Here is an 11,555-nt window from a genome sequence, read left to right as displayed (position 1 = left end):
TACGAATTCCAATTACGAATCATACATTCGCGCTTCGGGTGCGTCGGGGTTCTCTTCGCAGTATTGCTCAAAGGCAGACTTGCCGCCTGTGATATCGCCGTAGGTGCGATTGGCTTTTTGGTGGGCGGCTTCGGCTCGCAATTCTTCCACAATGTCCCACGCCGCAGCGCAGTCTGGCGAGTCGATGCCTTTGGCGGCGCAGACCTGTCGGGCATGGGCGATCGCCTCTTGCAGTTGGTTTTCCAGCAGCACGGCCTTGGGCTGTTCCACAAAGTCGCCCTTGGTCAGGATGTCGTTCAGCGTAATCAGCCCCAGCAGCCCGCCCTGAATCACCGGAGCGCTGTGAATGCCCGTATTGGCAAATAGCCGCGCAACATATTCCACACCCAGATCAGGATTCACCACGATGCAGGGCTTGGTCATAATTTCAAACACGCGCACCCGCGCTGGGTCGAGGCCGTAGGCGACGACTTTGTACACCACGTCCGTTTCAGTCACAATGCCATAGGCATCCTGGCTGTGGCGCAGTTCCACAATCAGCGTCCGGGTCGCCTTTTCCTTCATCAGCTTGACGGCTTCATAGACCGTGGCTGAGCCGCGAATGGTCGCTACTTCTTTGGACATTACCTCAGACGCTTTCAACATAATTCTTTCCTGATGAGAAACCCTAGAGAAACCTAAATGTTGCCAATTATTGCCAAATGCTACCAACGATTGCTTAAATACCCAAATCTCAGCCTGCAAGTTGAGCCAGCACTATCCTCACACAGTTTGCCTCTGACTGCTTAACACGATTCTCAAAAGGCTCGAACCCTATACTCATCCAAAGAGCAGCTTCAAGGCGGCATTAAGCGGCATTAAAGTGGCATTTTTTGCAGCATTTCTAAGCAGCACTTTCAGAAGGCGGAGGGAAACCCAATGACGATCGCCAATCCCGTCGTCAAACCGATTAGTCAGCTTAAACTGGCACCAGGGAGCATGGCAACCCTGAGAAATGTAACCTGGCGATTGCAGCGACGCAATTGGGAACTGTTGGGGTCTACCACGTTTAAGCGGGAAGAAGACTGGCTCAAGCAGACTGGCTCAAGCAGCGCTGAATCCTAACCCCAGCCTATCCCTCTGCCACAGAGGGCACAAACTCTTCAAAGCCCGTCTCGAAGGGATTGTCTTCCAACCTTGGCGGCTCTGGTGGGGCTTCGGGGGTGGGCTGGAGCGTGGTCGCCTCCGAAATGGGTCGGCGGGCATCGATCAGGCTCATGGCACGGCTAACGCTCTCCGGCAGAATCACCACTAGCGCATCCTTGGGGGCCTGATCCAGCGCCGTATTAATGGCTTCGGTTTCGTCCAGAATCACGTCATATTTCAGATCTGGCTGGATTTGCCGAATACCTTCTTCGATAAACGCAGCTGCGCTGCCCCGCGCTCGTCCACGGGTGTCGTTGTCTTCTTTGATGTAAATCCGGTCGAAAATGGCAGCCGAGAGCCGACCGAGGGTAATGAAGTCCTCATCGCGGCGATCGCCCGGTCCGCCAATCACCCCGATCCGCTCCCCGTTCCAGTTCCGCACAAAGCCGCCCAGCGCCTCATAGCTGTGGGGATTGTGGGCATAGTCCAACAGGACATGAAACTCACCCAGATTAAACAGATTCATGCGGCCGGGAGTCTGGCTGGCAGAGGCCTGGAAGGTGGCAAGCCCCTGCCGAATGGCCTCGACCGGAACGCCCTGGGCAAAGGCCGCCAGCGAAGCCGCCAGCGCATTGGCAATCATAAACGGCGCACGGCCGCCCATCGTCAGGGGCACGCTGGCCGCCTCCATCAGCCGCAGCGCCCAGTCGCCTTTCACCAGCGTCAGGTAGCCGTTTTCATAAATTGCCGCCAGTCCACCCTGAGCGACGTGGTTTTGCACCGTGGGATTGTCCGGGTTCATGGCAAAGTAGGCCACCTGCGACTTGACGCGGCCAGCCATCGCCGCCACCAGCGGGTCATCCGCATTCAGCACAGCATAGCCGCCCACCCCGACGCTTTCTGCCACGACGCTCTTAAGGTGTGCCAGTTGCTCCACCGTATCGATATCGCCAATACCCAAATGGTCGGCCGCCACATTCAGCACCACGCCCACATCGCACTGGTTAAAGCCCAGCCCAGAGCGCAAAATCCCGCCCCGCGCCGTTTCCAGCACCGCGACTTGCACCGTTGGATCTTGCAAAATCACCTGGGCGCTTTGGGGCCCTGTGGTGTCGCCCTTTTCCACTAGATAGTCGCCAATGTAGATGCCGTCGGTGGTAGTGTAGCCGACGATTTGCCCCGTTTGCTTGAAAATATGGGCGGTCAGGCGATTGGTGGTGGTTTTACCATTGGTGCCCGTCACCGCCACAATGGGCACACGGCCGGGCGTTCCGGGCGGAAACAGCATGTCGATGATGGCTTCGCCCACGTTGCGCGGCGTACCCTCGCTGGGTGAGAAGTGCATCCGCAGGCCCGGCGCGGCGTTGACTTCTACAATTACGCCATCCACCTCGCGCATGGGTTTAGAAATGTCGGGGGTTACCACGTCCAATCCGGCAATGTCCAGCCCGATGATTTTGGCGGCGCGTTCGGCAATCCAGCGGTTTTCAGGGTGGATGTCGTCCGTGCGATCGATGGCGATGCCGCCTGTGCTAAGGTTTGCGGTCGCCTTCAAGTAGCACACTTGCCCCATCGGCAGCACTGTATCCAGGTCATAGCCCTGGCGCTCCAGCATTTGAAAGGCAGCGCGATCTAGCTCGATCTGGGTCAACACGTTGTCGTGTCCTGTCCCCCGGCGGGGGTCGCGGTTGGTTTCGTCCACCAGTTCAGCAATGGTGGAGCGACCGTTGCCAACGACGTGAGCAGGGACGCGCTCTGCCACTGCCACCACTTTGCCACCGACGAGCAAGATCCGGTGATCGCGCCCGCGATAGAAGCGCTCGACAATTACTGCATGGGATTTTGAGGCAGCTTGGGCAGCATCGTAGGCTTCCTCGGCTTCTGCCATTGAGTTAATGTCGATGGTGATGCCGCGGCCATGGTTGCCGTCTAGCGGCTTGATGACGATGGGGAACCCGCCCACGTCTTCGATGGCTTGCTCCAGTTCATCCAGGTAGTAAATCGTGGTGCCACGAGGAACCGGAACACCCGCTTCGGCCAGCAGCCGCTTCGTCCCTTCCTTGTCGCTGGCTAGCTCTACGCCCAAAATGCCCGTGCCGCTGCTGAGGCTGGCCTGGATACGTTTCTGATATTCGCCGTAGCCAAGCTGGATGAGCGATCGCGTGCTGAGTGGCATCCAGGGAATCCCCCGCGCCTCGGCCGCGGCGACGATATGCTCGGTACTGGGGCCGAGCGCCGCTTCCATCGCCAGTTCTCGCAGGTCGTTCAGGTCTTGCTCCAGTTCTTCAACGGGATAGCGACCTGTGTCTACGATGCTCTGGCAAAGGCGAACCGCCGCCCGCGCTGCGTAGCGACCCGCCTGCTCGTTTTTGTACTCAATCACAACTTGGTAAACACCGGGAGTCGAGGTCTCGCGGGTGCGCCCAAAGCCGACGGTCATCCCGGCCAGCGTTTGCAATTCCAGCGCGACGTGTTCCACGATATGCCCCATCATGGTGCCTTCCTGGACGCGGCTGAGGAACCCGCCCCGGCAGCCAGGTGAGCAGTAGTGTTCGACCAAGCTGGGCAGGAGGGATACCAACCCGTCGTAAAATCCAGGGATTTCGTTAGACGGGCGATCGCTCAGGTCTTCGAGGTCGAGCCGGATGATCACCAGCTTCGGGTATCGAATGCTCCAGTAGTTGGGGCCTCGCAACGTCTGAGTCTTGAGAATCTTCATAGCGCTGGGATTCCAGGATAGAGTGCGGCTTTAGAAGCACGATAGTCTAGTGTCAAGCGGGACAACAATGACAAACTGTATTGTTTGAAACAGTTTTAGGTTTGTTTTGGAACTGCCTGCCATCACCCCGTTGCCTGAATCCTGACGCATTTTCGTCCCCTACGCAATGAACCGCAGGACATTTTTGTGAGTAATTACTCATTGGGTTACTCATTGGGATAGACCCGGAGATCAACCCGGGGAGCAATCTTGAGGACGGGCGATCGCCCCCGATAGGCCACTAACGGAACCCCGATGAGCTAATCATCAGCCACCGATGGCTATCAATCTCCTATCGATTTCCTACCGATCTCCTACCGATTCAAGACGACGCGCTTGTAGAAATCAAAGCGATCGCCATGACTAAGGATATGCACCCGCAAATTGTGGATGCTCAGGGGATCGTCCGTGCCCGCGTCGGGCTGGTTGGTAAAGGAAATCTGACCTGGGTCGATCACCGTCACCGTGCCTTTGCCAATCACCTCAAAGGTGCCATTGCCCTGAAACATGGCGCAGGTATCCTCGTCGATGCCAATGCCTAGCTTTTCGGGATAGGCGGCGATCGCACTCATCAGCCGCGCCATCCGATTGCGATTGTGAAAATGCTGATCCACCAGCACTTCAGGAATAATGTTGAGTCCGGTCGTTAGATCTACCAGCGACCGATTCGGCGGCTCCCCGCTACCGCCACCCGCAATCATGTGCTGCCCCATTACGGCTGCCCCAGCGCTCGTGCCCGCCAGCGTAATTTCGCCCAGTTGAGCGCGAATTCTCACCTTTTCCATGATGGGCGTATCCGACAGCAGCCCGCATAGCCGCAACTGGTCGCCCCCGGTCATAAACACGCCCGTACAGTCTTCCAGAAACGCCTGCCATTCAGGATGGCTCCCCTGATCCCGATCTTGGATGTCGAAAATGGCAATATCCTTTGCGCCCATGTCTTCAAAAATCTCGCGGTAGCGGCTGCCGATCACCCCCGGCTCCCGCGAAGCCGAAGGAATGATGGCAATCCGCGCATCCGCACCGCGAGATCGATGAAAAAACGTGCGGAGAATTTCACGACCGTGGACTTTGTCTTCGGCACCGCCGATGACCATAACCGCTGTTTCTGTAGACTGGGGCATCCGTTGACGCTGGAGGGTAGGATCAGATTGGAACATCCGCTCTGAAAGCGGACGGCGCGACACTAGCCGTTCTAATAATTTGCCAAGCCCGTGTTGAGTGTTACTCATTACTCAAGAGTGAAGGTTGCTGGCGAGTGGGGACTCAGGGAAAAACAGCAGGAAAATCTTCTACCGTGCAGTAAATATGCAGCAAGTATGCAGCGAAATCAGCGGTCAAGGCATGAACCCTCGGATAAATCGCCAAAAGACGAGCGATGGTGCTTGCAATCTCGCAAGCGCAATCTCGCAGGCGCAATCTCGCATACATCGCCGACTCTGCTTTATCCTGATAAAGTTCAGTCGAATAGAATTTAGATTCGACAAGTTAAATCACGGGATGTGCAACTTCCAATTTGCCCTCATCCCCCAACCCCTTCTCCCATGTCGGGAGAAGGGGAGCAAGAGAGGCTTGAAGTCCCTCTCCCTCTCTGGGAGAGGGATTTAGGGTGAGGGAGATCGGCAAAGTCGCACATTGCGATTAAATCAGCAAATCTAATGGGAGTAGGTCTAGAGTCTAAGCGTAATTATTTAACCATACTCTCAAGCCTTTAACGGTAGTTTTTGTGCGAACCCTATCCTAGCTTCATTACATTCCCCCTTGAGCATAGGTGCAAAAACCTATCGCCTTTTACGACCACCAACCCCCCAAAGCCTCCAGAAACCACTCCGAAAACTATTCCAAAGAACAATACTCCAAAGCAGCCGCCCCCCCTTCCAGCCCTCTTCTCTCTTCGTTCTTCCCTCTTCGTTCTTCCCTCTTTCCCTCGTGCGCTTCGACCTAATCACCCTGTTTCCCGATTTCTTTTCCTCTCCCCTGCAATCCGGACTGCTGGGCAAAGCGCTGGCAAACCAGATCGCGGAGGTGCATCTGACCAATCCCCGCGATTTCACTACCGACAAGCATCACAAGGTCGATGACGAACCCTATGGCGGCGGCGTGGGGATGTTGATGAAGCCGGAGCCGATCTTTGCAGCGGTGGAGTCGCTGCCCGTGCTACCCCGACGGGAGGTGCTGCTCATGACTCCGCAGGGGGAGCCGATGTGCCAGCGGATGTTTCAGGAGTTTTCCAGCAGCCGGGATCAACTGGTCATTATCTGTGGACACTACGAGGGCGTAGACGAGCGCGTGCTGCATCTGGTGACGCGGGAAGTGTCGCTGGGGGACTTTGTATTGACCTGTGGCGAAATTCCGGCGCTGGCGCTGCTAAATGGCGTGATTCGCCTGCTGCCGGGGACGGTGGGAAAAGTCGAGTCGCTGAAGCTGGAAAGCTTTGAGGATGGGCTGCTGGACTATCCCCAATACACTCGTCCGGCGGAGTTTCGCGGGTGGCGCGTGCCCGATGTGCTGCTGTCGGGAAACCACCAGGCGATCGCCCACTGGCGGCACGAACAGCAGCTCGAGCGCACGCAGAAACGCCGCCCCGACCTTTGGCAGGCATGGCAGGAGCGGCAAAAGTCTTTCCCCAAAGAGCCTGATTAGGAGACTGCACCGGAAAATTACCTCGTTGGGCAATAGTCGGGATTGAGCAATAGCTCAGGTCAGCTCAAGTTTTGGTTTCCCGTTTTGCTTGAATTTAGACTCAAATTGCAGCTAAAACTCAGGACGGGCTGTAGTGATCAATCATTAAGGCAGCCAAAACTGCAAAGGCTGTAATACTGAGGGCGATCGCCGGATGTTGCCCCTGGCTAATGGCAAATGTGGTCACGGCTCCTGCGCCCAGCGTCGCAGTTAGAACCGCGCTCAACCAATCTTTTTTCGTGTTCTTATCGTACATTGAGCTAAACCGAGCGAAAGTTTTTGATGGTGTTATTCGATACTCATCAAACTATCACCCAGGTCGGAAATTCCCCGTTGAAGGCTGGGAATCTGTAATCAAGGTTTAGTTTTGCATACGTTTCTTCACTTTTTGGGCGCGGTTTGTGAGCTATTGTAAAGCGCTTCTGCCACGCGCTTTAGCCGCCGCAACTGCGCCTGCATATCCTGCCGAGTCCACTCCGCCGCAAACGTATTAAACCCATAGCGGATGACGGGGTTGGGAATGCGAAACTCAAAGCGATTGATCAGCGTCGTGCCCGTAGAAGTCGGTTGACACTCCCAGCGATCGCGCCCCTGAAAGAATCCCCTAAACTCCCACACGATCAGCCCTGGCTCCCGCTCGACCACCGTGCTGTAGAGCGCAGGTTGCGCCAGCGGCGTTTGAATCAGAAATCGGCTCTTGCTGCCTAGCTCTGTACTCCAAACACCCACAGGCTCACAGCGCAGCGCCGGATTGAGCCAGCGATGCATCAACTCCAGGTCTATAAGACACTGCTCGACCGCTGTTGCGCTGGCGCTGATCTGAATAGATTGCTCAAAGATCTGAAAATCAGCCATTCTCCCCATCCCTTCTATCGCTGCTCCAACTTAGCCTGCAATTCGTCCTTAATTCGGCTCAGAATGGAGGCTTCGTCAAGAGAGTCAAGAATTTCGCTGACGACGGTTTTTAGCCCGGTGGGCCCCCAGGATGCGCCGTTGGCGAGGTAGGTTTTGGTGAGCTGGCCAATGACGTAGGTAGACACTCCTGCGACCCCTGCCTGGGCGATCGCCACGGAGGCATAGGGCAACACCGACGCGCCCCCAGTAGCTGGAGCCGCGGCACCCAGCAGGCTTTTCAGCGAACCCAGTCCCAGCGTCAGCAGCAGGTCGCTGGCCGTCACGCCGCCTAGCCCAATTGCCATTTTTTGCAGCAGCATGAGGGCGTTTTGCTGGGTCATGGGGATGCCGTAGAGCCGTGACAGGGTGACAATCAGGGCAATTTCAATCACTGCGCCGCCCAGCAGATCCAGCACGGTAATCGGGTTCAGGGCGATCGCCACGGCCTTGGTCATCACGCCCTGCCAGATCAGGTCATCGGCGCTGCGATCGCGGATTTCGAGCTTGCGCTGCAACAGGCGATCGCTCACATCGTCGGCATAGAGCATCGTATTCAGCGCCACCAGCGACTTGCCCTCGCGGTGCAAAATCTCCAAAATTTTCAGCTTCAGGTCGTCTATCTGGGGCTTTCCGGCTTCTCGGCGCACCACAAGCTGGCCATCAGGCTGACGCACGGCCGTCGTCGTCATCGGCGAAGCCGCCGCCATGACGATTTCGTCCGGCGACAGCAGTTCTCGCACGCGCTGGTCGCGGATGGTCTGATAAATTGCTTGACGATCGGCATCGGGATACTGATCCACCTTGTTGAACACCAGCAGCATCGGCTTAGCCGCCTGCCGCAGCGCCGACAACGCCTCATATTCCACGCGGGTAATATCGCCCGATACAACGAACAGGATTAGATCCGCCTGTTTGGCAATCTGCTGTGCCAGTTGTTCGCGCCCCTCGCCGTCTACTTCGTCGATGCCCGGTGTGTCGATCAGCTCTACCTGCGACTGGCCCGTTCCCGGCAGCGACACCCGCAGAACCTCCTGAGCGCTTCCGGCGATCGCCTCCTGCCGAATTTCCCAGTTCGCCGCCTGCACCGCCTGCGTGATGCCATGCACCGGCCCCGTTTCAAACACCGACTGCCCCAGCAGCGCATTCAGCAGCGACGACTTGCCCCGCCCCACCATGCCAAACACCGCAATTTGCACCACCATGCGGTCGAGCTTTTGCAGCAGGGTTTGCAGGCTGGTTAGCTCTGTTTCCAAACCCGATCGCTCTCGCGGGGTCAGATCTAGCCCATTCACCAGATCCCGCAGCGCGTCCTGCGCCTGACAGTAGGTTAGATCTGCCTGGATCTCGCGAAAACTGGCGATCGCCTCGTCCAGTTCTTGATCCAGGGCGGGGTCAAAGGGCGATCGCTCGGCAGCGTCCTGAGCCGGGTTTGTAGGAAGGGTTCTAGGATGGGGACTGCCTGAACGGTCTGACCTGTCCTTACGATCTGCCAATCTCAAACTCCTGCAATGATCCAGCCAACAATTCAAGACTATGACCCAGCCCCATTGCCCTCTCAGATCCGCCTCAAACAGCAGCTTTACAAGTTAGCTACAAGTAGCCACAAGTTGGCACACAAGTTAGCCACAAGTTGGCACAGCAAGGGGCATGGAATTGGGTTACGAAGCGCCTCATCGCGCCTGCTCGATGTCTTGCCCGATATCCTGCTCTATGTCTAATCCTAGCGATTTCCCAAGCTGCCGTAGAAGACGGACTGACAAGCGCTTTAGATACCTTCTCCAAATCCAGTCACATTCTCTACAAAATGCGGACTATAAAACGCGAAAGTGCATCCAACTAGGTCAGATGCACTGTTCAATGGTTTGGACTGACGGTTGGACTAGCTGTTGAACTAGCTGATCGCGCTACGACAGCGCTTCCAGATAGTCGCGGACGCGGTTGCGACGCTTGGGCTGACGCAGCTTTTGCAACGCCTTCGCCTCGATCTGGCGCACCCGCTCACGAGACAGATCCAGCGCCCGGCCAATTTCCGCCAGAGAATAGGGCTGTCCGTCGCCCAGTCCAAAGCGCATCTGAATTACGTCGCGCTCGCGGCTGGTAAGGTCGGTGAGCAACTGCTGCAAATCGCGGATCAGAGATTCCCGCATCAGCAGTTCCTCTGGCGATGCGCCTTCGGTTTCCAGCAGGTCGCCCAGTTCCGTGTCGCGCTCCTTGCCCACTTTGGTTTCCAGAGACACAGCGCGGGGAACACGCTGCAACACCTCGCGTACCTGGGGCGCGGTCATGTCGAGTTCGGCAGCGATGTCTTCGTAGGTGGCGGTGCGGCCCTTCTCCTGAGAGACTTTGCGCTGCGCTTTCTTGATTTTGTTGAGCTTTTCGGTGATGTGGACGGGCAGGCGGATAATTCGGCTTTGGGTGGCGATCGCCCGCGTGATGCCCTGCCGAATCCACCAGTAGGCATAGGTGCTGAAGCGATAACCCTTCGTCGGGTCAAATTTCTCCACTGCTCGCTCCAGACCCAGCGTGCCCTCTTGAATCAGATCCAGCAATTCCAGCCCGCGATTCTGATACTTCTTGGCCACCGACACCACTAGGCGCAGGTTGGCCTTGATCATGTGATCCTTGGCAGCCAGCCCTTCCGATTGCACCAGTTCCAATTCCTCCACCGGACGCTGCACCAGTTCTGCCCAGCGGCGCTTGCCCTGTGCCAGCAGCGGCTTCAGTTCTGTCACGGCGATCCCCGCCGCCTCGGCCCAGCGCTCTAGCGAGGGACGATGCCCCAGCATGGATGCCAGCCGATCCTGAGTTTCCATAATTTGCAGGTAGTGCTGGAGCGCTTGGTCGCCCTGTTCGGCTGCTTTGTGGCAAGCCTCTAGCAAAGACATATAGCGCTGCACCTTTTGAGCTTCCGAGACTTCTTCATCGCGCCCCAGGAGCCGCACCCGCCCAATTTCCTGGAGGTAGAGTCGCACCAAGTCAGTCGTGCGCCGCGCGGTGGCGTTTTTGCCGATTGCACCCGCCCCATACTCCATTTCCAGGCTTGCCAAATCCTCGCTCAGTTGCGCTTCTAAATCGTCATCTTGAGCGTTGACAGCGCCAGTTTGAAGCTCAAAGCTATTCGAGGAGTCGTTGTAGTCCGCCTCAGCGGAGAAAGATCTTGCTGGCATAGTACTCGTCTCAGTTGCTCCAGGTAACAAGGGGCTTCTTTCACTGCTTACCGATAGTGTTCCCGGTATTCAGGACTAATTCATCAGGACTGAAAAAGAATATTCAGGTTCCATCCAAGCGTTTGAGCGTCGCGGCTAGCAAAGACTTCCAGTCCTCTGCACAAAGCGATGCCAACTAACCCTGCGACTAGAGTCGAGTGCCACATCCGAAAGGGGGAAACTTGCGGAGGAGTGGACGGGTGGCAGATCGCGGCAGGCGCTTGGGCTAAGGCAATGGATTCAGTCAACAGTCCACACCGGGATGCGGTTTTGGTCGGTGACAACTCTTATTGACAACTCAATTTGACAACTCAATAAGAATCCAAACGCTAGGCCAGTCCTGAGGATTCGGTCTATAAACATCTATCGGCTTTAGCCAATGGGCTTACGCAGGTTTTACGTTAGGTTCTGCGTAGGTCTTGTGATGACGCAGTGTTGATGCTAATGGTCTAGACGCACCCGGTTTCGGCGGCAAACGGCTCAATGCCTGTTGTCACAAAGCAGTCTTGATGCAAGACGCAGACTCAAGCGAGTCACAAACAGGTCGATGGAGGCAGTTTGCACAAAGCTCTTACATAAAGTTCTACAAGCTGCCCTCCGAAAATTCCCGAGGGGGCCTCTGAAGTTCACACTTCCTACATCAAAAGAACCCATATTCGGCGGGTATTTTGTCCGCAAAAAGGCGGAGTCTGGTTTCAAAGAATACAAATTTGAAACTCAAATTCCGGCGGCGCGTGAGATTTGGGTGGGCGATCGCCCCTTTCCCTTTTTCAGACTATATTTTCTGCTGGCTCTATGGCTGCCAGACAGCGTGACCGCCGAGTTGCACAAATAGCTGATTTCAGGCACATCTCGCGCCTTTAGACGAGGGATTTAAGGGCTGCATGAAT

9 protein-coding genes are annotated in these 11,555 nt (G+C 56.4%); 2 read left to right on the top strand and 7 right to left on the bottom strand.

What is annotated here, in order from left to right:
- Positions 1-12: 12 nt before the first annotated feature.
- A complete protein-coding gene (locus HPC62_RS24205; protein WP_172357197.1) occupies positions 13-645 on the bottom strand; it encodes a CP12 domain-containing protein in 633 nt (210 codons plus the stop codon).
- Positions 646-918: 273 nt separating this feature from the next.
- Here HPC62_RS24205 and HPC62_RS15735 point away from each other — a divergent pair, with 273 nt between their 5' ends.
- Positions 919-1,104: a hypothetical protein gene (locus tag HPC62_RS15735; RefSeq protein WP_172357195.1), complete on the top strand. Its 186-nt coding sequence runs from the start codon at positions 919-921 to the stop codon at positions 1,102-1,104.
- A gap of 7 nt (positions 1,105-1,111) precedes the next feature.
- Here the strand turns inward: HPC62_RS15735 and cphA are convergent, their stop codons facing one another.
- Both cphA and HPC62_RS15725 read right to left on the bottom strand, forming a co-directional pair.
- Positions 1,112-3,844, bottom strand: a complete 2,733-nt coding sequence (gene cphA, locus HPC62_RS15730) for a cyanophycin synthetase (RefSeq protein ID WP_172357193.1) — start codon at positions 3,842-3,844, stop codon at positions 1,112-1,114.
- Positions 3,845-4,197: 353 nt separating this feature from the next.
- On the bottom strand, positions 4,198-5,043 hold the full coding sequence (locus HPC62_RS15725; RefSeq protein WP_371321940.1) for a cyanophycinase: 846 nt from the start codon (positions 5,041-5,043) through the stop codon (positions 4,198-4,200).
- A gap of 769 nt (positions 5,044-5,812) precedes the next feature.
- Between HPC62_RS15725 and trmD the strand changes: the two genes are divergently transcribed.
- Positions 5,813-6,526: a tRNA (guanosine(37)-N1)-methyltransferase TrmD gene (gene trmD / locus HPC62_RS15720; protein WP_172357192.1), complete on the top strand. Its 714-nt coding sequence runs from the start codon at positions 5,813-5,815 to the stop codon at positions 6,524-6,526.
- A 118-nt stretch (positions 6,527-6,644) separates the two neighbouring features.
- Here the strand turns inward: trmD and HPC62_RS15715 are convergent, their stop codons facing one another.
- From HPC62_RS15715 to sigC, 4 genes are all read right to left on the bottom strand, one after another.
- Positions 6,645-6,791 (bottom strand): hypothetical protein, encoded by a 147-nt coding sequence (locus HPC62_RS15715; protein ID WP_172353196.1) that lies wholly within the window; start codon positions 6,789-6,791, stop codon positions 6,645-6,647.
- Positions 6,792-6,946: 155 nt separating this feature from the next.
- Positions 6,947-7,420, bottom strand: coding sequence for an SRPBCC family protein (locus tag HPC62_RS15710; protein WP_172357190.1), 474 nt, complete (start codon positions 7,418-7,420; stop codon positions 6,947-6,949).
- Between the two features lie 14 nt (positions 7,421-7,434).
- Positions 7,435-8,844, bottom strand: coding sequence for a GTP-binding protein (locus HPC62_RS15705; RefSeq protein ID WP_225906867.1), 1,410 nt, complete (start codon positions 8,842-8,844; stop codon positions 7,435-7,437).
- Between the two features lie 519 nt (positions 8,845-9,363).
- Positions 9,364-10,626 carry an RNA polymerase sigma factor SigC gene (gene sigC, locus HPC62_RS15700; protein ID WP_172357186.1) on the bottom strand — a complete coding sequence of 421 codons (1,263 nt, stop codon included), beginning with the start codon at positions 10,624-10,626 and terminating at the stop codon, positions 9,364-9,366.
- Between the last annotated feature and the right edge of the window lie 929 nt (positions 10,627-11,555).

This window comes from Thermoleptolyngbya sichuanensis A183, assembly GCF_013177315.1.
GTDB lineage: Bacteria > Cyanobacteriota > Cyanobacteriia > Elainellales > Elainellaceae > Thermoleptolyngbya > Thermoleptolyngbya sichuanensis.
Note: the sequence above shows the minus strand (reverse complement) of the source record. Positions and strands in the feature narration are given on the sequence as shown.